General features: G+C 52.6%; 26 protein-coding genes and 1 pseudogene. All 27 read left to right on the top strand.

Annotated features, from left to right (window positions below; genetic code table 11):
- The first annotated feature begins 16 nt into the window (after positions 1 to 16).
- The gene (locus tag Y5S_RS02990; protein WP_035230293.1) at positions 17 to 370 is read left to right on the top strand and encodes a cupredoxin domain-containing protein; all 354 of its coding nucleotides are present in this window, start codon (positions 17 to 19) and stop codon (positions 368 to 370) included.
- Between the two features lie 13 nt (positions 371 to 383).
- Positions 384 to 722 (top strand): P-II family nitrogen regulator, encoded by a 339-nt coding sequence (locus Y5S_RS02985; protein WP_035230292.1) that lies wholly within the window; start codon positions 384 to 386, stop codon positions 720 to 722.
- Between the two features lie 8 nt (positions 723 to 730).
- Positions 731 to 1,024, top strand: a complete 294-nt coding sequence (locus tag Y5S_RS02980) for a DUF2933 domain-containing protein (RefSeq protein WP_035230291.1) — start codon at positions 731 to 733, stop codon at positions 1,022 to 1,024.
- Positions 1,025 to 1,049: 25 nt separating this feature from the next.
- The gene (locus Y5S_RS02975; protein WP_035230290.1) at positions 1,050 to 1,700 is read left to right on the top strand and encodes a methyltransferase family protein; all 651 of its coding nucleotides are present in this window, start codon (positions 1,050 to 1,052) and stop codon (positions 1,698 to 1,700) included.
- A 10-nt stretch (positions 1,701 to 1,710) separates the two neighbouring features.
- Positions 1,711 to 2,136, top strand: a complete 426-nt coding sequence (locus tag Y5S_RS02970) for a hypothetical protein (RefSeq protein WP_035230619.1) — start codon at positions 1,711 to 1,713, stop codon at positions 2,134 to 2,136.
- Positions 2,137 to 2,183: 47 nt separating this feature from the next.
- Positions 2,184 to 2,531 (top strand): hypothetical protein, encoded by a 348-nt coding sequence (locus tag Y5S_RS19370; RefSeq protein WP_068812743.1) that lies wholly within the window; start codon positions 2,184 to 2,186, stop codon positions 2,529 to 2,531.
- 12 nt (positions 2,532 to 2,543) lie between these two features.
- A complete protein-coding gene (locus Y5S_RS02960; RefSeq protein WP_027948911.1) occupies positions 2,544 to 2,912 on the top strand; it encodes a hypothetical protein in 369 nt (122 codons plus the stop codon).
- Positions 2,913 to 3,023: 111 nt separating this feature from the next.
- The gene (locus Y5S_RS02955) at positions 3,024 to 4,376 is read left to right on the top strand and encodes an APC family permease (RefSeq protein ID WP_035230288.1); all 1,353 of its coding nucleotides are present in this window, start codon (positions 3,024 to 3,026) and stop codon (positions 4,374 to 4,376) included.
- A 74-nt stretch (positions 4,377 to 4,450) separates the two neighbouring features.
- Positions 4,451 to 5,959, top strand: a complete 1,509-nt coding sequence (locus Y5S_RS02950; RefSeq protein WP_051230004.1) for a thymidine phosphorylase family protein — start codon at positions 4,451 to 4,453, stop codon at positions 5,957 to 5,959.
- The gene (locus Y5S_RS02945) at positions 5,956 to 6,882 is read left to right on the top strand and encodes a ribose-phosphate diphosphokinase (RefSeq protein ID WP_052041365.1); all 927 of its coding nucleotides are present in this window, start codon (positions 5,956 to 5,958) and stop codon (positions 6,880 to 6,882) included. The genes Y5S_RS02950 and Y5S_RS02945 overlap by 4 nt, the downstream gene beginning before the upstream one ends.
- The gene (locus Y5S_RS02940; protein WP_035230287.1) at positions 6,879 to 8,234 is read left to right on the top strand and encodes an MBL fold metallo-hydrolase; all 1,356 of its coding nucleotides are present in this window, start codon (positions 6,879 to 6,881) and stop codon (positions 8,232 to 8,234) included. Before Y5S_RS02945 ends, Y5S_RS02940 begins: the two co-directional genes overlap by 4 nt.
- A gap of 32 nt (positions 8,235 to 8,266) precedes the next feature.
- Positions 8,267 to 8,725: a hypothetical protein gene (locus Y5S_RS02935; RefSeq protein WP_035230286.1), complete on the top strand. Its 459-nt coding sequence runs from the start codon at positions 8,267 to 8,269 to the stop codon at positions 8,723 to 8,725.
- A 47-nt stretch (positions 8,726 to 8,772) separates the two neighbouring features.
- A complete protein-coding gene (locus Y5S_RS02930) occupies positions 8,773 to 9,036 on the top strand; it encodes a DUF5676 family membrane protein (protein WP_052041364.1) in 264 nt (87 codons plus the stop codon).
- Positions 9,037 to 9,047: 11 nt separating this feature from the next.
- Positions 9,048 to 10,217, top strand: coding sequence for a hypothetical protein (locus Y5S_RS02925; RefSeq protein ID WP_052041363.1), 1,170 nt, complete (start codon positions 9,048 to 9,050; stop codon positions 10,215 to 10,217).
- Positions 10,218 to 10,226: 9 nt separating this feature from the next.
- Complete coding sequence (locus tag Y5S_RS02920; RefSeq protein WP_035230285.1) at positions 10,227 to 12,593, top strand: phosphoketolase family protein; 2,367 nt, start codon at positions 10,227 to 10,229, stop codon at positions 12,591 to 12,593.
- Position 12,594: 1 nt separating this feature from the next.
- Positions 12,595 to 13,177: pseudogene (petA, locus tag Y5S_RS02915) on the top strand (ubiquinol-cytochrome c reductase iron-sulfur subunit).
- 53 nt (positions 13,178 to 13,230) lie between these two features.
- Positions 13,231 to 14,211: an FtsH protease activity modulator HflK gene (hflK, locus tag Y5S_RS02910; RefSeq protein ID WP_035230284.1), complete on the top strand. Its 981-nt coding sequence runs from the start codon at positions 13,231 to 13,233 to the stop codon at positions 14,209 to 14,211.
- On the top strand, positions 14,208 to 15,155 hold the full coding sequence (gene hflC, locus Y5S_RS02905) for a protease modulator HflC (RefSeq protein WP_035230283.1): 948 nt from the start codon (positions 14,208 to 14,210) through the stop codon (positions 15,153 to 15,155). The genes hflK and hflC overlap by 4 nt, the downstream gene beginning before the upstream one ends.
- Positions 15,156 to 15,171: 16 nt before the next feature.
- Complete coding sequence (locus tag Y5S_RS02900; RefSeq protein WP_052041362.1) at positions 15,172 to 15,669, top strand: YHS domain-containing protein; 498 nt, start codon at positions 15,172 to 15,174, stop codon at positions 15,667 to 15,669.
- 10 nt (positions 15,670 to 15,679) lie between these two features.
- On the top strand, positions 15,680 to 17,542 hold the full coding sequence (gene ftsH / locus Y5S_RS02895; protein ID WP_035230282.1) for an ATP-dependent zinc metalloprotease FtsH: 1,863 nt from the start codon (positions 15,680 to 15,682) through the stop codon (positions 17,540 to 17,542).
- 81 nt (positions 17,543 to 17,623) lie between these two features.
- A complete protein-coding gene (locus Y5S_RS02890) occupies positions 17,624 to 18,883 on the top strand; it encodes an MgtC/SapB family protein (RefSeq protein WP_035230281.1) in 1,260 nt (419 codons plus the stop codon).
- Positions 18,884 to 18,912: 29 nt separating this feature from the next.
- Entirely contained in the window at positions 18,913 to 19,545 is a 633-nt protein-coding gene (locus Y5S_RS02885) for a LemA family protein (RefSeq protein WP_052041361.1), read from the top strand.
- A complete protein-coding gene (locus tag Y5S_RS02880) occupies positions 19,538 to 20,227 on the top strand; it encodes a TPM domain-containing protein (protein ID WP_035230280.1) in 690 nt (229 codons plus the stop codon). Before Y5S_RS02885 ends, Y5S_RS02880 begins: the two co-directional genes overlap by 8 nt.
- Positions 20,227 to 20,844, top strand: coding sequence for a TPM domain-containing protein (locus tag Y5S_RS02875; RefSeq protein ID WP_035230279.1), 618 nt, complete (start codon positions 20,227 to 20,229; stop codon positions 20,842 to 20,844). The genes Y5S_RS02880 and Y5S_RS02875 overlap by 1 nt, the downstream gene beginning before the upstream one ends.
- Before the next feature lie 46 nt (positions 20,845 to 20,890).
- Positions 20,891 to 21,886, top strand: coding sequence for a type I glyceraldehyde-3-phosphate dehydrogenase (locus tag Y5S_RS02870; RefSeq protein ID WP_035230278.1), 996 nt, complete (start codon positions 20,891 to 20,893; stop codon positions 21,884 to 21,886).
- A gap of 11 nt (positions 21,887 to 21,897) precedes the next feature.
- On the top strand, positions 21,898 to 23,136 hold the full coding sequence (locus Y5S_RS02865) for an SAM-dependent methyltransferase (RefSeq protein ID WP_197055079.1): 1,239 nt from the start codon (positions 21,898 to 21,900) through the stop codon (positions 23,134 to 23,136).
- A gap of 65 nt (positions 23,137 to 23,201) precedes the next feature.
- On the top strand, positions 23,202 to 23,318 hold the full coding sequence (locus tag Y5S_RS19980) for a dicarboxylate/amino acid:cation symporter (protein WP_231552613.1): 117 nt from the start codon (positions 23,202 to 23,204) through the stop codon (positions 23,316 to 23,318).
- The last annotated feature ends 12 nt before the right edge of the window (positions 23,319 to 23,330 follow it).

Here is a 23,330-nt window from a genome sequence, read left to right as displayed (position 1 = left end):
CCAGGAGAAATGCGACATGTTACTGATCAATATAGCCGGATTGGCGTTAATCGCTCTGATTGTGTGGTGGTTCTGGTTTTACAAGCCGAAAGAAGCCGAGCTGGGGGAAAGCGATTTGGTGATTACTGTTGAAAATGGCACCTATTCGCCTTCGCGGATTAAAGTGCCGACCGGAGAACCTGTCGAAATCAAATTTATCCGCAAAGATCAATCACCCTGTTCTGAGACTTTACTGATTCCTGAACTGCAAATCAGCGACACCCTGCCACTAAATAAATTGAAAACCATTCAGTTACCCGCGTTGGCAGCAGGTGAATACGCGTTTCATTGCCAGATGCAGATGTACCGTGGACAGATCACGGTGAAATAGGCAGGAGGATCTGATGGACATCAATAAAGTCACGGCCATTTTTGATGAGTTTCGCCTGAAAGAAGTGGAAGAAACCCTGATACGACACGGTGTGAAGGGCTTTACCTTACACCCGGTTCGTGGCCGGGGCTATTACTTCGACAGTTTTAACGAAAACCACTTGATCAAGCATATTCAAATGGAGATTTATGCCAAGGCTGAGCAGGCGAGGGAAATTGCGCAGCTGATTGTGGATGCGGCGCATGTTAATGCCGATAGCGAAGGGCTGGTCTGCATCGTGCCAGTCAACAATCTGCTGTGGATACACGATAAACGCAGTGCAACAGACAACGATTTTCAATTACACAGGTGAGGTGTGACATGGCAACCAAAAAATCATCATTCTGGTTGACCCCCAAAGGCCTGGCCGCCCTGGGTTTAATTGCAGCGGCAAGCTATTTCCTATTGATCGAGCATCGGCAACACGTCTGGCAGTTTTTGCCTTTCTTGATTCTCTTAGCCTGTCCGTTTATGCATTTGTTTATGCATGGCGGACATGGGGGGCATGGCGGTCACGGTGACCATGGCAAGCACGAGGATGAATCCGATCAGGATGCCTATCAGCGGGGGCTGGAGGAAGGCCGTCGGGAAAACGAAAACCGTCATCACCATTAACCCAATACATTACAGGAGAAGAAGCATGCACGGTGAATCTGCTTACGGCCTCTGGACGCTGGTGATACTCAATTCGGCGATATTTATTTTCTTTGCCTTCAGCTTTACCAAGCCGCAAACCAAAACTGATTGGCGCAGCTTTGGCGCTTTCTCGGCGTTTGTTATTGCCTTGTTTACCGAGATGTATGGCTTTCCGTTAACCATCTATTTCCTCTCTGGCTGGCTGGCAGAAAAGTATCCGGGCATCGACTTTCTGTCCCACGAAAACGGCCATCTGTTGCACACTTTACTTGGTTTTGAAGGCAATCCCCATTTTGATCCACTGCACATTGCCAGCAATATCCTGATTATACTGGGTTTCTTCCTGCTTGCTTCGGCTTGGAATGTACTGCACAAGGCGCAGCAAGCCCACTCCCTGGCCACTACCGGCTGGTATGCGCGCTGCCGTCATCCTCAATACATTGCTTTTATTTTGATTATGTTCGGCTTCCTGTTGCAGTGGCCGACCATTCCAACGCTCGTGATGTTCCCGATACTGGTAGTGGTCTACGTGCGACTCGCTAAGCGAGAGGAGCGGATGGCGCTGGAAGAATTTGGCGAAATATATCGCCATTATATGGAATCTACGCCAGCGTGGATTCCGAAATTTAAAATCAATGAACCTGAAACTGTCTGAGGATAAAACAATGAAAAATTTAATGTCAGCACTCGCTATTTCCGCATTATTGGCATCTCCAGTCTTCGCCGAAGGTGAGCATCAACATGACGGTGACCCGAACACACAGGGTAAGCAAGGCAGCATGATGATGAGCCATGAGCGAATGATGCCAATGATGCAAGAACACAAAAAATCCATGGAGCGCCTGATGGGTCAGCTGAAAAAGGAAGCAGACCAAGGCAAACGGGGTGAACTCATCGAAGCACATATGAAAGAGATGCAGCAATGCATGATGACGCTAAATCAGGGTGAAGGCGACATGGCATCCAGCTCTACCGAAGAGCGCATGAAAATGATGGAAGAGCGTATGGGGATGATGCAGATGATGATGGGGCAGATGATGGACAACATGGTCGAAGCTCGCAAGAGTCGTCCTAAACACATTAAGAAATAAGCAAAGCGGACTATTGATCGTTAGTAATCGATAATTTGGAGAAAGTGGTGGCAGAGCATCGACTGGGTATCAATCCGGGTTTTCTAACCAAGCACAGCTTAAGTTTGCGCGGGGTGAATGAAAGTAACGCGCATGCTATCACAGCGGAGTTGGATGGACTTCCTTGTGTTGACCGTGTTTGGCTGAACATGACGAAAGGTACTCTCAAAATCGCCTATGACGCCTCTCACCACAATATCGATGAAATGATCGCCATTGTCGAAAAACATGGCGCGGTTATTAAAGATAGTTGGTGGAACCGTACAAGGCTTAGTTGGCAGCGACAGACGGATGAAAATATCAAGGATAACGCCAGGCATGAAGCGCATTGTTGCAACAAGATGCCGCCTCATTAGAGGAAATCGAAAATGAGCAAAAAAGAGCATCGGCTGGGCGTATCAGAAATCAATCTTGTGGTACGCCATTTAAAACTGGAACCTGCCGATCAGAACAACCTGCAAGCAGTGGTTGCTGAAGTCGATCAGCTTTACGGGCTCGACGCCATTTCCTTTGATGAAAAAAGTCATGTGCTGAATCTTGCTTATGACGCCTCCAGGATTTGTCTGGATGGTATCGAAGATGTGTTGAAAAAGCATGGCGTCGAAGTAAGCCATGATTGGTGGACGCATTTTAAAGAAGGTTATTACAAATTTGTCGATCAGAACGTTAAAAACAACGCCAGTCACGAACCGTGGAGCTGTCATCAAATACCCCCGGGCGCTGGCCGCAAGCGCTAGTGTATACCTCCATGGTGAATGTCGATAAATAGAGAATTGCAGTTAAGCAGCCTGCATACCTTGCACCGAAAGCCCAGAAAGGGGATTAACCATTATTTTTAGGAGTCCTGAATGAAGGAAAAAGACGATCGTTCGACACAGTACGACGAAGGTAGCCTCACTCTATCAGGTACGGTAATGCTCGGTACTGGGGTGATGATCGGGGCGGGAATATTCGCGCTAACCGGTCAAATGGCAGAGATGACTGGTGCATTGTTCCCATTGGCATTTCTCTCGGCCGCAATCATCGTTGGTTTCAGCGCTTACTCTTACATCAAAATATCCAATGCCTACCCATCAGCAGGGGGTATTGGAATGTATCTGCATAAGGCCTATGGCGATCGGTTGCCCACTGCATTTAATGCACTACTTATGTATTTTTCGATGGTCATCGCTCAGAGCTTTCTCGCGCGTACGTTCGGTTCCTACACCATGCAATTGTTTGGCGGTGACCCATCAGGACAAATGACGCCTATACTCGGCGTCTCCCTAATCTTGGCGGCGTTCATTGTGAACCTGCTGGGTAATCGGCTGATTCAAGGAGTTGCAGGATTCATCGGTCTACTGAAAATTGGCGGCATTCTGATTTTTGGCCTCGTAGGCATCTGGTTGGCTGATGGCCTGGCGGTGGACTTTGACCAGGTAAGCGAGACCGGTTCAGCTAGTAATTTCCTCGGTGCCACGGCTCTGGGGATTCTGGCATTCAAAGGCTTTACCACCATTACCAATAGTGGTTCCGAGGTGATCGATCCACACCGCAATGTTGGTCGCGCCATTGTTATTTCGATTGCTGCCTGTGTCGTCATCTATACATTGGTTGGTTTTGCGGTGGCCAGCAACCTCTCACTCAGTGAGATTATCGAAACCCGTGATTATTCCCTGGCTGCAGCCGCTCGACCCGCACTCGGTGAGTATGGCGTGTGGTTCACTGTTGCGATTGCCATGCTTGCGACGGCGGGTGGGATTCTTGCCAGTGTTTTTGCGGTCTCCAGGATGCTCGCGATGCTAACAGAGATGAAGTTGGTGCCTCACCGACACTTCGGTATGCCTGGCAGCATTCAGAAACATACATTGGTATACACCGTGGTACTCGGTCTTGTGCTCACAGCGTTTTTTGATCTTTCCCGTATAGCAGCACTTGGCATCGTTTTCTATCTAGTGATGGATATCGCCATTCATTGGGGTGTTCTGCGCTACTTGTTGGACGATGTTAAAGCTAAAAGCTGGGTTCCCGTCACTGCGATTATATTAGATTTGCTTGCACTAAGCGGGTTTGTTTGGGTGAAGTTGAATTCAGACCCATTTGTGTTGGGTGTGGCCGTTGTCACAATGATGCTAATCGCTATCGGCGAGCAACTATTTCTGGGATCTAAAAAACGAAAGCAGGTTGTGCACCTGAGTCAGGATCATGAACATCACCATTAAAAATGGTGGTGGAGAAAGCCTGCTGGCCACTGAAAGAAAGGCAATGGCTAAATTTTGTTGTTCAGGAAATGCTAATGGATCAAATTAACACACTTAAGGTGATCGACATGGGCATCGACACCCACCAGGAACCGGTGGTGTATATGCGCAGTGATTGTCACATCTGCCGCTCTGAAGGTTTCACTGCCAACAGCCGTGTCATGCTGCGGTACGGGGAAAACAGCGTTATCGCCACGCTGAATGTGGTGGACGAACAGGTACTGAGTTCCGGGAGTGCAGGGTTGTCTAAAAGTGCCATGCAGCGCTTGGACGTCGATGATGGCGCCGCGGTTAGTGTCGACCACGCACCGGTAGTGACATCACTTGCCGCCGTGCGCAAAAAAATCTTTGGACACAAACTCAGTGATCAAGAGATTACCGCTATTGTCGAGGACATCGGCGACCACCGCTATTCGGATATCGAAATCGCCAGCTTCCTCAGTGTGTGCGCGGGTAGCCGTTTAGACGTAGATGAAATCATCAGTCTCACCCAGGCCATGGTGGCCTGTGGTAAGCGGCTGAACTGGCCAGACGAAGCCATGGTTCTTGATAAACACTGCATCGGTGGGCTGCCGGGCAACCGCACCACACCGCTCGTGGTGTCCATTGTCAGCGCTGCGGGACTCACCATCCCTAAAACCTCCTCGCGGGCGATCACCTCTCCCGCCGGTACTGCGGATACTATGGAGGCACTGACTACCGTCAATCTGGAGCTCAATGAGATTCAACGTGTAGTGGCTGAGACCCATGCCTGTCTTGTTTGGGGTGGCGCTGTCAACCTGAGTCCGGCCGACGATTTGTTGATTCGCATTGAACGGGCCCTGGATTTGGATGGTGAAGGGCAGTTGATCGCCTCGGTTTTATCAAAAAAAATCGCTGCCGGTTCCACTCATGCGGTGATAGATATTCCCGTCGGCCCCACCGCTAAAGTGCGTTCCCAGAACGACGCCGATCGCCTTTCCTCACTCTTTACCCAGGTGGGAGCCGCCTGTGGTATTCAAATTCGCTGCCTTATTACGGATGGTAGTCAGCCGGTTGGGCGTGGTATCGGCCCGGTAGAAGAAGCGCGGGATGTGCTGGCAGTATTGCAGCGCGAGCACAGTGCACCACAGGATCTTCGGGAGCGTGCCTTGTTTCTGGCTGCACATCTGTTTTCACTTGCTTATCAAGAGCGTTATGAACAAGGGCTGGAAAGAGCGATCGCGATTTTGGATGAAGGTAAAGCCTGGCAGCAGTTCCAGCGCATTTTGGCCGCGCAGGGTGGGATGAAAGCCCTGCCTGACGCCAGCTACCAACATACCGAAGCGGCCACAGCAGCGGGCACACTTACCGCTATCGACAATCGTCAACTCGCGCGTCTGGCGAAGCTGGCAGGCGCTCCGGCGACAGCGGCTGCGGGGTTGCGTCTACATGCTCGAGTCGGCGACAAGGTCACCGTCGGACAACCTTTATTTACGCTCTGTTCCGATACGATCGGAGAGCAACAGTATGCGATGGCGTTTTATCGCCAATCGACAATTTTTACGGTCGAGAAGGAACGATGAGCGAGGCGATGGCTGTGAAAGATAAATCTCCAGTGGTGTTTTCCCTGAACAATCATCCGTTGGCTGAGTCACTCAGTAACGCGATTGGTGGTCAACCTGGCGAGTTTAACGCTCGGCAGTTTCCTGATGGGGAGTCCTATCTGCGTATTCAATCTGATGTAGAAAATCGCGCCTGTATTGTGGTGGCTGATCTGTCACACCCAAACATCAAATATCTGCCGTTGTTGTTTTTATTGGAAACACTGCGGGAGCTGGGAGCGTCGCAAGTGGGGTTAGTGGCGCCTTACCTCAGTTATATGCGTCAGGATCGCCGTTTTGTCGATGGGGAAGCGGTTACTTCACGTATTTTTGCCAAGTGCCTTTCTCAACATGCTGATTGGCTGGTTACGGTCGATCCACATTTGCATCGCTATCATTCTCTGGATGAAATCTATTCCATACCCAGTCGTGTTGTGCAAGGGGCTCCGGCATTGGCGCACTGGCTCAAAACGCAAAGCAACCTACTGTTGGTAGGGCCCGACAGCGAAAGCGAGCAATGGGTTGATGAGATTGCTGCCTTTAGTCAACATCCTTTTGTGATTGGAGAAAAGCAGCGCTTCGGGGATCGCCAAGTCGAAGTGATGCTGCCCGACATCAACGAATTCAGGGATAGAACGGCAGTGATTATCGACGACGTTATTTCCAGCGGGCAAACAATCCTGGAATGCGTTAAAACACTTCGGTCCAAAGGTATCGACAACATTCAGTGCGTGGCGGTGCACGGCATATTTGCCGATCACTCCGATAAAACCTTACTGGCCTCAGGCCTGAGCCAACTGGTCACATCCAATACCATCCCCCATCCTTCCAACGCTATTGATATTACGTCGCAACTGATTGCGCCCGTTATAAGCATGCTTAAATTGCCAGGAAAATCATTATGAAAATTACCTTTGTCGGCGGCACCGAGACCGTTACCGGCTCAAAATTTCTGCTGGAAACTGAAACGACAACCGTATTAGTCGATTGCGGTTTGTTCCAGGGCTACAAGTGGCTGCGGGAACGCAACTGGCAAACCTTGCCCCTGGACATCGACAAACTGGATGCGGTGCTGCTCACTCACGCACATCTGGATCACTCCGGTTATATCCCGGTGCTATACAAGCGCGGCTTTCGCGGCCCGGTGTTTACCCATCACGCCACTAAGGCCCTGTGTCAGATTTTATTAGCCGACAGCGGCCATATCCAGGAGGAAGACGCTAAGTATTACAGCAAACATAAATTGGGCAAGCACGCGCACCCTGAGCCGCTTTACGACCGTCAAACGGCGGAAGCCAGCATGAGGCTATTTCAGTCTGTGGAGTTTGATGAACAGATCGAGGTCGGGGATATCCGTTTTTATTTACAGCCTGCCGGTCATATTCTCGGCGCCGCCAGCATTATCGTTGAAGCGGAAGGGAAACGAATCGGCTTTTCTGGTGATGTCGGTCGCTTCGATGATGTGCTGATGACCCCCCCTCGACCATTGCCGGAGCTGGATCTGCTGTTGATGGAGTCCACCTACGGCAACCGCCGGCACGACACCCAAGATCCGTTTCAGCAGTTGGCGGAAATTGTTAACCGTGTCGCCAAAAGCGGCGGCGTGCTGCTAGTCCCGGCCTTTGCGGTAGGGCGGGCGCAGGCCTTGCAACATCTGTTGGCGACCCTGATGGATCAGGGCGATATCCCCAAAATGCCCATCTATCTCGACAGCCCCATGGCGATCAAAGTATCGGATATTTTCTGCCAGTTCAGTGATCAGCACCGGTTGAGTCACGAGCAATGCTACCGCCTATGCGATGGCGTGACCTATACCCGCACGGTGGACGAATCGAAGGCGATTGCCGGACAGGCTTTCCCCCATATTGTTATCGCTGGCAGCGGCATGGCTACCGGGGGTCGTATTCTCCACCACTTCAAACGCCTGTTAGGCAGTTCTAAAACCACGGTACTGTTTACCGGTTATCAGGCGGGCGGCACTCGCGGCGCCAAAATGCTGGAGGGTGTTGATGCGGTGAAAATCCACGGAGGCTGGGTACCGTTGAGAGCCACTGTCAAAGTCATCTCCGGTTTGTCGGGGCACGCAGACTACCTCGAACTGACCCAGTGGTTACAGCAGTCAGCGCTGACCGATACTACTCGAATTCAACTGATTCACGGTGACCCGGAAGCCCTTGAAGGCCTTCGGGTGCACTTGCAGGAGCACACCACGTTTGCGGTGAATGTGGCGGGTTATCGCGATATTTTGCGCCTGTAATCGAAGAGATAATCCACAGCGGAGAAAAAGTTATGCAAATTGAAACCTTAAAAGATGTGCTGCACTGGACCCGGGAATTTCACCAACACCTCAGCCAGTGTTTATCCCACTGTGCGGACAAGAATATGGATGAACGGGCCCGGATGATCCTTGCGTATCTGTCCGATCATGAGAAGGCACTGACCAAGGTAGTCAGCGGGTTTGAAACCTCAGGCGACGAGCATGCACTGAATACCTGGTGTTACGAATATGTGGCAAAGCACCCCATCGTTCGGCATGCGCATTGCGACGCGCCCTTTGCCGAGCTGGATGCCACGCAAATCATGGAGGTGATAGTCGATCAACACCAGCAGGTGATTGAACTGTATCGCTATCTCGCCTCCAGGGCGGATATCCCCTCTGCCAAAGAGTTGATGGAATCACTCCGGTCGCTGGAAGAGCACGAAATGATGCGTATGGCGCAGTCTGCCAACCGGTTCGGGGATTTGTAGAGACACTAATTTCTCACAGATACACCACCATAAACGGAGGAATAATCATGACACTTAATGCGTTCAAATTCGGGATGGCCAGCGCGATTACCGCGGCGATACTGTGGCTGGCTTGCAGTCTGCTGGTGATGTTAATGCCTTCCATGATGTTGTCCATGTCCGGAGAAATGGTGCATATGCAACTGAATGAGATGGGTTGGCACTTGACTCTCACTGGTGTCGTTATCGGGCTGGTGGCCTGGTTCGTGGTAGCGGGTATCGCCGGGTGGTTGCTGGCGGCCATTTATAACCGCTTGCAGTCATCCGACTGATTATCCAGCTGATGAGCAGTTTGCCGCGCTATGACAAACCGGTTCTGCTGGTGTTGAATCCGGGTAGTTCATCCATCAAGTGGAGCACGCATAACGTCTCGGCGCTTGAATATGCGGGTGCAACGGTGCCTGTTGCTATTGGGCAAGCAGGTGTCGGCCAATCAGCTGCGCAGACTTATCCTGGCGCGCCCCCTTGGCTGACCGATGTGCTGACAAATCATGATGTTCGCGCGGTGATTATCAGAGTCGTACACGGGGGCTCTGAATATCTTAAACCTCTCCCCATCAACGACGATAACTTTCGGCAACTGCAAACCCTGATACCACTGGCGCCACTGCACAATAAGGCGGCCATTGAACTGATTGAGCAGCTTCGGAATACCCGATTTTCCATTCCCGTTTTTGCGGTTTTCGATAGTGAGTTTTTCAGCGACCTGCCGGTGCTGTCACAGACTTATGGACTATCCGTCGCACTCACTGAGAAATATCGATTACGCCGTTACGGGTTTCACGGTTTTGCTCATGAGTCCATGGTCAAACACTGGGAGGCAGTGAAGCCCAAGGCCGAACACTACACCCTGGTGACTGCGCAACTGGGAAGCGGCTGTTCCATGGCCGCCATCCGAGACGGCAAACCAGTCGATACCACCATGGGCTTTACGCCCAATGAAGGGTTGTTGATGCGCACGCGCAGCGGAGATATCGATCCCGGTTTGCTGACCTGGTTGCAGTGGCAGGAGGGTTGGACGCCCGAGGATACCGACAGGGTTCTCAATTGCGAATCCGGCTGGCGGGGTCTGTCCGGCGGAATCGATAACATGGCGGATTTGTTTGCGAGTGAACAGCAGGAACACCAACTGGCGTTTGATTTTTTCCGTTATCGATTCCAGAAAACACTGGGCGCGTATTTCGCCATTCTGGGCGGGCTGGACGGTGTCGTTCTTAGCGGCGGTATTGCGGAAAACAACATCGATATTTGCCGTCGTTTGTTGTCCGGTCTTTCCCACTTAGGCATCGCGTTAAAAGATCCCCTGGCTCGCTCCCCTTTACCACTACTTTTATCGTCACCGGCATCGCCGGTGCAGTGTTGGGTAGTGGTCGCCGATGAGGCAGCGGCCATGTTGCGATCCGTACAACACCACTTGTCTTTTGAGAATGAATTTCATTCGTTGGCTGATTGAGGAATTTCTATGTATGCCATAGATCAACAAAACGATCATCGGACACAACAGCGGGCAAAGTTATATCGCGATACATATCCTGCCTTTGCGCGCTGGTCGGAAGGTTATGGCGTGATCCAACACCGGGATGAAACGCAGGTGAGAGTGTTCGATCTTTGCCAGCAACTGCTGTGTACAGGACGGTTTAGACAGATCGATGAAGTGTTGGAGATACTATCTGCCGCTGACCGCCTGGCGACTGCGGCCATGTGGTTGGTGGTGCATATGACCTACACCAACAAAGTGAATTTCAACGGCAGCGCACTCGATGCAGACGACTTTAAATCCAACCCACAGGGGCATACCGGCGGTTCCCTGAATATGGTGCCTGCCTATGCGGGCTATATGGTTGCCAATCGCCTGGCCGGTATCACCCGCAGCTGGTTGATGGGACAGGGGCACTGTGTGGCCGCCATCGATGCGGTCAATGTGCTGTTGCAAAATCTTTATCCGGAACAGGCCGAACGCTATCCGTTGAGTGAGCAGGGTTTGACGCAGTTGGCGCGGGATTTTTACAGCTATGCCATGGCGGATGATGGTCGTCCTGGTGTTCCATTGGGTAGTCACGTAAACCCGCAGACCGCTGGCGGATTGATTGAAGGCGGCTATCTGGGTTTTGCCGAACTGCAATATGTGCATATGCCGCTGCCCGGGGAACGGCTAGTGGCGTTTTTAAGTGACGGTGCTTTTGAAGAACAGCGCGGTAGCGACTGGGCCAGTCGCTGGTGGCGCGCCGAGGATTGCGGGCTGGTGACACCGGTGATGATTGCCAATGGCAGGCGAATTGACCAGCGCTCCACCATGTACCAGCAAGGCGGTTTGTCCTGGTTCTACGAGCACCTGGAACAGAATGATTTTCACCCCATCGCCATCGACGGGCGTGATCCGGCGGCGTTTATCTGGGGAATTTTTGAATCCGAAGCGCGGCTCGAAGCCTGCAGTGCGCACATCCGTGAAGGCCATATGCACTATCCGGTGAAACTGCCATATCTGATTGCTGAAACGGAAAAAGGCTACGGATTCTACGGCGCCGGTACCAATGCTGCTCATGGCACACCGCTACCGGGTAACCCCGGTAGCGATGAACGCTCCCGCAACCTATTTAACGAACACGCGGCCAAATTATTTCTTCCACGAAGTGAGTTGGAACTGGCTATCTCACAAATTGCGCAGCATGAGGCGGATAATCGAGTGCCGGAAAAACACCATGCCCTGTGTATGCGCAACGTCAGGCTTCAATCTCCCACAGAGCCACAATGGCATACCGAGGGTGACCCGACATCCCCGATGGCAGCGGTGGACACACGCTTTTGTGAATGGCACCTCGCTAATCCCGATAGGCGGGTGCGGATCGGCAACCCGGATGAGCTGCGCAGTAATCGCATGGGCAAGACGCTTGATCTGCTTAAGCACCGGGTGCTGAAGCCGGAACAGGGTGTGGCCGAATCCATTCACGGCTCGGTGATTACCGCACTCAATGAAGAGGCGGTCGTAAATGCGGCGCTGGGAAACAAAGGCGGTCTGAACCTGGTGGTGAGCTATGAAGCCTTCGCCATGAAAATGATCGGTGCGCTGCGCCAGGAAATCATTTTTGCGCGCCATCAAAAAGCGCTGGGGCGCCCGCCGGGCTGGCTGTCGGTGCCGGTGATTGCCACCTCGCACTTATGGGAGAACGGCAAGAATGAACAATCCCATCAGGATTCCGCCTTTGGCGAGGTGTTGCTGGGGGAAATGAGCGATATGACGAGAGTTGTGTATCCCGCCGATGCCAATAGTGCGGTCGCCTGCCTCGATGCCTGTTACCAGACCCAGGGTCAAATCTGGGGGATGACGATTCCCAAAAATGACGTTGTTACAGCATTCACACCCAAGCAGGCAGCCCAGTTGGCAGAACAGGGCGCATTGACTTTGGATAAGACTGACGGTGCACCGGTACAACTTGTCGCGGTAGGTGCCTATCAATTAGGCGTTTGTCAGGAAGTAAAACGCACTTTATCTAAACAAGGTATTCAATGCCACATAACGTACCTGTTAGAACCGGGTCGCTTCCGGCAGCCGCGAGATCCCTATGAGAAGACTTATGTCTGCGATGTGGCTACCCGCATAAACCTGTTTCCCGATGACATTCGTTTGCGCATTTTTGTATCGCACCTGCGACCGGAAATATTGCTCGGTGTCTGCCGCCCTTTGGATCTTGGCGTTGATCGATGTATCGCTTTTGGTTACCGCAATCAAGGCGGTACCTTGGATACGCCAGGTTTATTACGGGCGAATCAGTCTGATGCGCAGTCCATTGCCACAGTGGTTATGCAGAAAATAGGCAGAGGAGAGGCATGAAATGACTGAAGTGAATGAACCTCGGCGCCGGTTTCTGATAGGAGCCACCTCCTTTGTTGCAGGTGCGGGTGTGGTCGGAGTCGCCACGCCCTTTGTTCAATCCTGGAATCCCAGTGCCAAGGCCAAATCTGTCGGAGCTCCGGTACAGGTGGATATCAGCAAAATTGACCCAGGTGCCATGATTACCGTGGCGTGGCAGGGAAAACCTGTGTGGGTCGTTCGGCGCACTGCCGAAAATTTAAAAAAACCTGGCTCTGGAAGAGCATAGCGGCGAATTAAGAGATCCCGATTCCGACGTTAATCAACAACCGGATTACGCCAGGAATGCCGTTCGCAGTATCCGGGACGATATCTTTGTGGCGGTGGGTATTTGTACCCATTTGGGGTGTGTACCCAACTATGAGCCGGATGGCAGAGCAGAGGTGAAGCACGCACTTTTCTTCTGCCCCTGTCACGGCTCCAAGTTCGATCTGGCCGGGCGGGTATTTAAAGGGGTGCCGGCCCCTACCAACCTGATTATTCCTCCGCATCAGTACTTGGGAAACAACGTATTGGAGATCGGTTCCGATGCCACCACCAGCTAGCGCCATTCAGCCAAAACCGCGCCACCTAAGCAATCAAAGAAAAGGAAACAGCCATGAACGATAAGTTTGAACAATCATTGCCGGACATACCCATTTCACCGCGTCAGATTGCTTTGGGTATTGTCATCGCGCTCGCGGTGTATCTGGGCTACAGCAGTTTTTACACAGTCTCGGCGGAATCCGTCGGCGTCGTACAGCGCTTTGGTCACTACCACTATGTCGTCGATCCTGGCCTGCATTTCAAAATTCCCTTCGGTGTTGATCAGGTGGTTCAGGTCCCAGTGAAACGTCAGCTCAAAGAAGAATTTGGCTTCGGTACACCCGGCGCGACGTTTACGCGACAGATGTCCGATCCCAGGGAATGGGAGCTGGAAACCACCATCGTTACCGGAGACTTGAATGCGGCGCTGGTGGAGTGGGTGATTCAGTTTCGCATTGAGAACGCCTTCGACTTCCTATTCAAAGTGCGCGATCCGGGGGATGCCCTGCGGGACATTTCCGAATCGGTGATGCGCGAAGTTGTCGGTGATCGTACGGTAGATGAAGTGTTGACCATCGGTCGTCAGGACATTGAGGCCAATGCCCAGACCAAGATGCAGGAGGTGGTTAACCTCTATGAAATGGGCTTGCGCATAGATCAGGTGCAGCTCAAGAACGTCAATCCGCCGAAACCGGTAAAGGCTTCCTTTGATGAAGTCAACGAAGCGCAGCAGGAACGTGAGCGCATGATTAATGTAGCCCGCGGCGAGTACAACAAGGCCGTACCCCAAGCCAGGGGTACGGCGGAACGCTCCATCCAGGCAGGGGAAGGGTATGCGATCCAGCGTGTCAATCAGGCGGAAGGGGACGCGGCCAAATTTAACGCGCTGCTGGCTGAATATATCAAGGCACCGGGGGTTACCAAGCGGCGACTCTACCTGGAAACCCTGCAGGAGGTATTGCCAGTCGTGAAAAACAAAATTGTGCTCGACGATAAAGCAGCGTCCGTTTTGCCGTTGCTGCAACTCAACGCCATGCAAGGAGAACCCCGATGAACAGATTCATCTACATCGCGCTGGCGGTATTATTTCCGCTACTGATCGTTGCCTATGAAGCGTTCTATACCGTGAACGAAACCGAGCAGGTGATCATGACGCAGTTCGGTAAACCCGTGGGCGGAATTGTTAATGAAGCCGGCCTGAAATTAAAGATTCCCTTTATCCAGAAAGTCAATCGTATCGAAAAACGGATATTGCTTTGGGATGGTTCCGCCAACGATATGCCGACCAAGGACAAGCTTTATATCACGGTTGATACCTTCGGCCGCTGGCGCATCAAAGATCCGCTGCAGTACTTCCTGCGGTTACGGGACGAGCGCAGTGCCCAGTCCCGGCTGGAGGATATTCTCGGCAGTGAAACCCGCAATGCCGTCGCCAAACACGAATTGATTGAAATTGTCCGAACCACCAAAGACAGAACGCCTGCTGTTGATCCCCTGCTGGCAGAAGCGGACGTTGGAAAATTGCTACCGATTAAGCGCGGCAGGCGGCAAATTGAAGAGGATATTTTTTCCGCCGCATCCGTAAAACTGGCGGAATTCGGTATTGAGTTGCTCGATATCCGGTTTAAGCGGATTAACTATAACGAAAGCGTCCGGCAGAAAATCTACGCCAGAATGATCAGTGAACGCCAGCAGATCGCTGAGCGGTTTCGTTCCGAAGGTGCCGGTGAGGCCGCCAAAATTATCGGCAACAAGGAAAAAGACCTGCAGCGTATTGAGTCCGAAGCTTACCGAAAAATTCAATCTATTCAGGGTGTGGCCGATGCCAAGGCGACAGAAATCTATGCGGCGGCCTACAACCAAACCAAGTCGGCACGTGAACTGTATGACCTTGTGAAGACATTGGAAACCTACAAGCAGGTGATTGATCCTTCCACCACGCTGGTATTAACCACCGAAAGCGAGTTGTACCAGTTGTTGAATGGTGTGGGCCAGTAACCCGGAGGCGGTTTTGATGAACAAACTGGAATTCACGATTCACTGCCCTGTTTGTCATATGACAAAAATCAACCGATCACTGTTGGTGAACTATCAGGGTGTCGACCATTATTTCTGTTCGTCTCAGTGCCTGGAGCGATTTAAGTCCCATCCACATCTGTTTGTGGGTGACCCAAAACATGGCAAGTCACCCAAGCAGAAAGACCAAGTGGTGTTAAAGAAGCGTCGCATTCGTTTTTGTGACGCTATCAGCGATCGCCTTAAAGCAGAACTGGACGCCTCACTGCAGATGCTGATGGGTGTTGAAGCAATGGTGTTTGAAGATGAAGACTTGTACGTGACTTACGACCTCATTCAGGTCTCTCTGGAGGATATTGAAAAAGCCATCGAGAAAGTAGCAGTTGGGTTTCGCGAAGGTGTGGTAGAGCAGGTTAAACGGGGACTGATTCATTACAGCGAGGAGTGTGAACTCGACAACCTTGCACACTTGACAAAGGACGGTGGTTGTCACTGAGGAAAATGCAATGAATAAAAAGCAGCAATTGAATCTGGTCTACCTGTTTGTGGCGCTGTGGGGGGTTGTGCTGTTTCAAACCTTCTGGGGGCATACCGCTAGTCAGGCGCAACTCAGTTATAGCGAGTTTGAGCGCTACCTGCAGCAGGGCTGGTTAAAAGACCTGGTGGTTGATCAGCAAACCATTCGCGGCAGCTTCAAGGAGCCGATCGAGGGAAAAGATCACTTTGTTACGCCTCGCGTCGATATCGATCTGGCGGAAAAACTTGCCCCCTATAACGTGGACTATAAAGGCGTTGTCTCCGGTGGCCCGCTCGCCACCTTAATTGGGTGGATCGCTCCGGCGTTGGTATTTTTTCTGGTGTGGTTTTTGATGTTCCGCAAGTTTGCCGACAAGCAGGGCATGGGTGGCATGATGAATATCGGCAAGAGCAAAGCCAAGGTGTTAGTGGAGAAAGATACCGGTGTTACGTTTGATGACGTGGCCGGGGTGGATGAGGCAAAGGAAGAATTGGTGGAGGTGGTGCAGTTCTTAAAAGAACCGGGGAGATATAGCCGGTTGGGTGCCCATATTCCCAAGGGGGTATTACTGGTCGGTCCGCCGGGTACCGGTAAAACGCTGATCGCCCGCGCCGTGGCGGGGGAGGCCGGAGTGGCGTTCTTTTCCATTAGCGGCTCGGAATTTATCGAAATGTTTGTCGGTGTCGGCGCGGCCCGTGTCCGCGATCTGTTTGAACAGGCCAAGCAACATGCCCCCGCTATTATTTTTATCGACGAGTTGGATGCCCTGGGACGTGTGCGTGGTGTAGGCCCCATGTCCGGGGGCCACGATGAGCGTGAACAAACCCTGAATCAGTTACTCAGCGAACTGGATGGTTTTAATCCCTCTGAAGGTGTGATCATTCTTGCGGCCACTAACCGGCCCGAAATCCTCGACCCGGCCTTACTACGCGCTGGCCGCTTTGACCGTCAGGTATTGGTCGACCGCCCGGATAAAGTCGGCCGTGAACAGATTCTGCGTGTGCATATGAAAAAGATACAAGCCGATGAGACGGTCAGCATCGAGGCGGTTGCGTCTCTGACCACCGGATTCAGTGGCGCGGATCTGGCGAACCTGGTTAATGAAGCGGCGCTGCTCGCCACCCGGCGCGGTGCCGACAGTGTCTCCATGGAGGATTTTGTCAATGCCATCGAGCGCATCATTGCTGGCTTGGAGAAGAAAAACAAACTGATCAATCCACAGGAAAAGGCCGTCGTCGCGCATCACGAAATGGGTCATGCCCTGGTGGGCATGGCGCTCAGCCCGGAACAGCCGATTCAAAAAGTCTCCATAATCCCCCGTGGTGTGGGAGCGCTTGGCTACACCATCCAGCGCCCCTCGGAAGATCGTTATTTAATGAGTAAAAAGGATTTGCAGAATCGTATCGCCGTGCTGTTGGCGGGGAGAGCGGCAGAGCAGTTGATCTTTAGAGAAGTGACCACCGGCGCCGCCGACGATCTGGTGAAAGCCACGGATATTGCCCGGGCCATGGTGACCCAGTATGGCATGTCGGACGAGATCGGCATGCTGTCCATTGATACGCCAAAATCGCCGTTTCTAGATCCATCCATCACCGATTCGAGCCTGCGCTTCGGCCCCGATATGGCACAACGGGTATCGGCAGCCGTCAGTCAACTGTTGAATGACGCTTTTGCCCTGGCGACGGATATCCTCACGCTCAATCAGTCGTTACTGGAAGAAACCGCCCAACGGTTGCTGGCGGAGGAAACCCTGGACGATCAACATCTGTCTGGCATCAAACAGAAAATCAGCCTGTCCACTGCGATTCAACAAGTGGCTTTTTCCACCTTCACGTCTGCGGAGAACCATTAATGCAGGCGAGAGTAAGGCGCATCAATCAGATCGTCTTCAGTCGCCACGGCATTATGGGCCGTGGAGGATGTAATACGTGCTATGAATGACTACCAAACGCAACTTTCCCATCTGATGCTGTTCGCCCAAAGCATCGGCATCGGCTTTCTGATCGGGCTCGAACGGGAGCGACACAACAAGGCCATCGCCGGGGTGCGCACGTTTACCCTGATTGCGCTCGCCGGCAGTCTGGCCGGCTATATTGCTACACCTGAACAGAATGTGGGGCTGGCCATAGCGATAGGCCTGTTGGTCGGTCTTTCATTGGTCGTTGCCCAGGCAAAATCGACATCCGAAGAGTCGGATACGACGACGGTGATGGCAGGGTTAATCGCTTTTGCGCTTGGCTATAGTCTGTGGCTTGGCCATCCGCTGTTACCGTCTGCTTTAGCCATTGTCATTACCGCTATTTTGTATTTCCGCGAGCAATTGAGACAGGTGCCGCAGCAGTTGACGGATAAGGATATCCGGTCGTTCTTCCAGTTTGCGGCGGTCGCGTTTATTTTGCTGCCTATCCTGCCTGATACCACCTATGGTCCCTATGCGGTGTTCAACCCCTATCAAACCGGTTGGCTGGTGGTGTTGATCAGTGGTATCAGTCTCGCCGGTTACGTGGCGCTGCGCTGTCTGGACGGCAAGGCAGGGCTGCTGATTATCGGCTTGTTTGGTGGCTTGGTTTCCACCACGGCGACGACCCTCGTCTATGCACGACACAGTAAGAGCCTGCGGGGATTCTCAGCCGTTGCCAGCACCATCATTCTGCTTTCTCACATCGTTCTGTTTGTTCGAGTGGGTATCCTGGTCTCAGTGGTGGAGCCGTCCATGTTGAGGCCCATGTTGCCCTGGTTATTAGGCGGCGGTTTGGCGGGTGGTGCTTATGGGCTTTGGGCTTATCGTCGTGCTGTCAGTGCACAAAAAGCCCTTCCGGACCTGGAGGTCAGGAATCCGGCGGAGCTGAAAACGGCGCTGGGCTTTGCGGCGGCATTCGTTGTGGTATTGCTACTGGTATCGTGGATGAACGATAACTTCGCCGATACCGGTGTTTATGTCGTTGCCTTTATCTCAGGTTTGACGGACCTGGATGCCATTACCATTTCCAATCTTAAATTGGTATCGAGCCAGACACTCAGTTCACCAGTGGCAGTAACCGCCATCGTGATAGCCTTTGTGGCCAACCTGATTTTTAAGTACGCGATTGTCCTGACGGCGGGGGCTAAGACTTTGCGTCTTCCGGTGGCCATGGGCTTTTTAACCTTGTTGATCGGCATCGCGTTGGGTATCGCTGCGGATCGTTTGTTGTAACCCCTATAACCCTGACGATGGAGAAGATTATGACAACGTTGATAAGCGCTCGATGGAAACTCAGGCCATTATTCCCCCGCGCTCTGCTGGTTCTGTTATTCACGCTGCCGTGGTTAAGCGGCTGCGGCATTAACAACATCCCCACCTACGATGAGCAGGCGAAAGCCGCCTGGGCCCAGGTGGAGAACCAGTACCAGCGGCGTGCGGACCTGGTTCCCAATCTGGTCGCTACTGTCAAAGGCTATGCTGCCCATGAACAGGAAACGCTGATAGCGGTGACTGAGGCCCGCGCCAAAGTCGGTTCCATTCAGGCGGGCAAAGATCTACTTGATAATCCACAAAAGCTACAACAGTTTCAGGCAGCGCAAAGCGAACTGGGAAGTGCGCTACAGCGTCTTATGGTCGTCGTTGAGCGCTATCCCGATTTGAAAGCCAATCAAAATTTTCTGGCGCTGCAATCCCAGTTGGAAGGCACTGAGAACCGAATCAGCGTGGCCCGTCGTGACTTTATCCAGGCGGTCAACCAATACAACAGGGAGATAAGAACCTTTCCTGGCAGGATCTGGCACTCGATTCTTTACAGTGATATGCCGCTACGGGAAACCTATGAGGCAACGAGCCAGAACACGGAGCAGGCCCCCAAGGTAGATTTCAATGACTAGGTCAAGTCGAATCAGCATCGGCCTGTTGTTGCTCTGGGTCAGTCTGCCGCTTATTGCAGAGATCTCATTCCCCCCGCTCACCGGTCGGGTGGTTGATCAGGCCGGATTACTGGATGTCGAAACTACCACGCGGCTTGAACAGCAGTTGCAGGCCCACGAGGCCGCGACCAGCAATCAACTGGTGGTGGTCACCTTGAAGGATCTGCAAGGGCTGGCAATCGAGGACTACGGCTACCAGCTGGGACGGGCGTGGGGTATCGGCCAGAAAGGTAAGGACAATGGCGCCTTGCTGATCGTGGTGCCAGGTCTTCGCAAGATACGTATCGAAGTGGGCTATGGCCTGGAAGGCGAGCTGACCGATGCGCTGTCTGCCAACATTATACAGGCGGTGATCCTGCCGCAGTTTCGTGATGGCAACTTCGCCCAGGGTATTACCGAAGGTGTGGATGCCATCATTCAGGCCATGGGTGGACAATACCGTTTCAGATCGCCCCAGAATCAATCCAATGAATTGCCACCCTGGTGGGTGATTTTCTTTCTTCCCCTGATCTTTTTGCGGCGCTTTGGTATGGGCGGATTTTATGGACACCATGGCGGCCATTACGGCGGGTCGCGCCGGGGCGGTGGATTTGGCGGCGGTGGCGGGGGTTTTGGTGGCGGCGGCGCCTCGGGAGGTTGGTGATGCAATATTCAAAACGGTTACAGCAACAGATCAGTCAGGCCATCAGCGACATCGAACAACTCACCGATGCGGAAGTGGTGTGCGTGCTTGCGCCACGCAGTGATGATTATTATTACATTCCAGCCCTTTGGGCAGCGTTGCTCGCGTTGGTGTCACCTCTGCTACTCGTATTGACACCTTGGTGGGGACACAGTAGCACAGTGTCACTGTTGCAGTTGCTGGTCTTCGTCGTGTCCTGGCTGCTATTTCGCTGGCAGCCATTTTTTCAGCACATTATTCCCCAACCGGTTCGCTACTGGCGCGCCGCCAATATGGCGAGGCGGCAGTTTCTGGAGAACGGTCTGCATCATACGCGGGAAGGGGCGGGCCTACTGATTTTTGTATCGGCGCAGGAGCGCTATGTGGAAATCCTTACCGACCGGGGTATCGCCCAAAAAATAGCGGATGAGCAATGGCAGGACATTGTTTCTGCCTTTGTCCAACAGGTAAAGCGCAAGCAAATTGCCGGGGGATTTATTCAGTGCATTCAATCCTGTGGTCGCTTACTGGCAGAGCATTACCCGGCAACGCAAGACAAAAATGAGTTGCCCAACAAGCTGGTGGTATTGCCCGATTGAATCAGTACCACTAACTGAAATTCATACGCAAATAGGGAGAAGAGCCATGAAACGATTTGCAATCAATGGCGCCGGCAGAATCGGCCGGTTAGTTATTCGCGAATACCTGCGACGCATGCCTGAAAACCTGCAACTGGTTGCGCTTAATGACTTGACCGACTGCGAGACGCTGGCCTATTTGCTGAAATATGACTCGGTCCACGGTCGCCTCGCAGCTCCTGTTGAAACCAGCGGTGATCAGTTGAGCGTGTCCGGTGTGTCCATTCCGATTTATCATCAGCCTGATCCCGGGCAGTTGCCCTGGTCGGATTTGGCGGTGGACTGGGTGCTTGAAGCCACGGGCGTTTTCAGAAAGCGCAACGATGCGGCGAAGCACTTGGCGGCAGGGGCGGGAAGGGTGTTAATCAGCGCCCCGTCTGAATCGGCTGATCTAACCATTATCTATGGCGTTAACCAGGGTGCATTTAACCCGGAGCAACACCAGATCATTTCCAGCGGCTCCTGCACCACCAATTCCCTGGTGCCGCCGCTGGCTGTGCTACTGGAGGCCTGGGGTATTGAGACGGCGTCGGCCACCACCATTCATGCCTACACCTCCTCTCAGGGGCTGGTGGATGTCGCCTCCCGAAAGCGCATTCGCGGTCGCGCGGCGGCCCTCAACCTGGTGCCCACTTCCACCGGTGCGGACAAGGTGGTCGCGGCTGTGCTGCCCGATCTTGCCGGGAAGTTTTCCGCCCTGGCGGTCAGGGCGCCGATAGCTGATGGCGGTTTGACTGATATTACCGTGCGTCTGCAACACGCGGTGACCGTTGATGAAGTCAATCAATGCTTGTTGGGTGCCTGTGGAAACGCTCTTAAAGGTGTCATGGATTTTACCCTGCAGGAGTGGGTGAGCAGCGATATTGTCGGCAACGCCCATTCCGCCATCGTACACGGGCTGTCCACGCGGGTCATCGGTGACCGAACCGTAAAGCTTCAAGTGTGGTACGACAACGAGTATGCCTATGCCTGTCGTCTACTGGATTTGTTGGAAACACTGTGATGAAGGGACGCATGGACAAAGCATATTTTTCCGAAAACAGTGAATCTGAGATACCAGAAACAAGAAAAGGAAAAGTGAGCAATATCCACCAGAAGCTTTTCTTGCAGGCTTTGAAGTCGCTTCAGTTCGGATCTTTGTCGCTTACCTGGCCCAATGGTCAGACAACACACCATGGAGGGAAAACTGCCTGTGTCAATGCTGAAATGACCCTGTTTCATTGGGATGTGATTGATCGTCTGATCACCCACGGTGACGTGGGCCTGGGGGAAGACTACATGGCGGGGAAATGGTCCACGCCCGATCTGCTGGCGCTCATGCGTTTAGCCGCCGCCAATCTGACCGTTTTCGACCGGTATTTACAAACCAACCTGTGGCTAAAACTACTGTACTGGTGCAAACACCACCTGTTCCCCAACACGCTCAAACGCAGCCGTCAAAACGTGCATGAGCATTATGACCTGGGCAACGACTTCTACCGGCTCTGGCTGGATAAGAGCATGACCTATTCCAGCGCTCTGTTTAACGGTGATGCCTCCGTCTCACTTTTTGATGCGCAAAAAGCCAAATACCAACGGATCCTTCAGCGATTGGCCCCGTCACCGGGAAGCCGCATGCTGGAAATCGGTTGTGGCTGGGGCGGTTTTATGGAAGTCGCGGCTGCACGTGATTGCCATGTCACGGGTGTGACTCTGTCAAAAGAGCAGGCGCAATATGCTGCTGAACGACTGCAATCCGCCGGACTGGACTCGAATACCGAGGTTCGATTGCAGGATTACCGCGAACTGACGGGATCGTTCGATTACGTGGTATCGATCGGGATGTTTGAACACGTTGGCGAGTCGTATTGGTCTACGTATATGAGGGATGTGTACAACTACCTAAGACCTGCGGGCAAGGCAATGATACAGACGATTACCATCGCAGAAGAGCGGTTTGACTGGTATCGAGCCGGCAGTGATTTTCTCAGAGAGCATATTTTCCCCGGCGGGATGCTGCCCTCCAGGGAACGCTTTGAAACGATTGCCGTGGACAGCGGGCTGGTGGTGAATGATGTTTTTGAATTCGGCCAGGACTATGCCATTACGTTGGAAAAATGGCTGGCAAACGTTGATAAACAAATTCCGGCAATACAGGCGCTAGGCTACAGCGAAATATCTATACGCAAATGGCGCTTCTACCTGGCCAGTTGTGCCGGCATGTTCCGTACCGGAGGGATCAATGTAATGCAAGTGGAGTTGGGCCGACCGTAGTAGCACGGTTCTGCCTCGGTCGTTGGTAGATAAGGTCTATGCAATTTACGACATAAGTAAAGCGCATGAAGAAAAGACATCTCAAGCGTTCAGCTATCAACGTCACCGGCGATATTACCGCTTGTCTGGTGCTGGACAGGCTATTGTCGAACAAATATGAAATTAACCATAACAGCACGTGAGCTGGAGGATTA

The organism is Alcanivorax nanhaiticus, assembly GCF_000756665.1.
Classification (GTDB): Bacteria; Pseudomonadota; Gammaproteobacteria; order Pseudomonadales; family Alcanivoracaceae; genus Alcanivorax; species Alcanivorax nanhaiticus.
The sequence above is the reverse complement of the archived record's forward strand: the minus strand, read 5'-3'. Positions and strand labels throughout refer to the sequence as shown.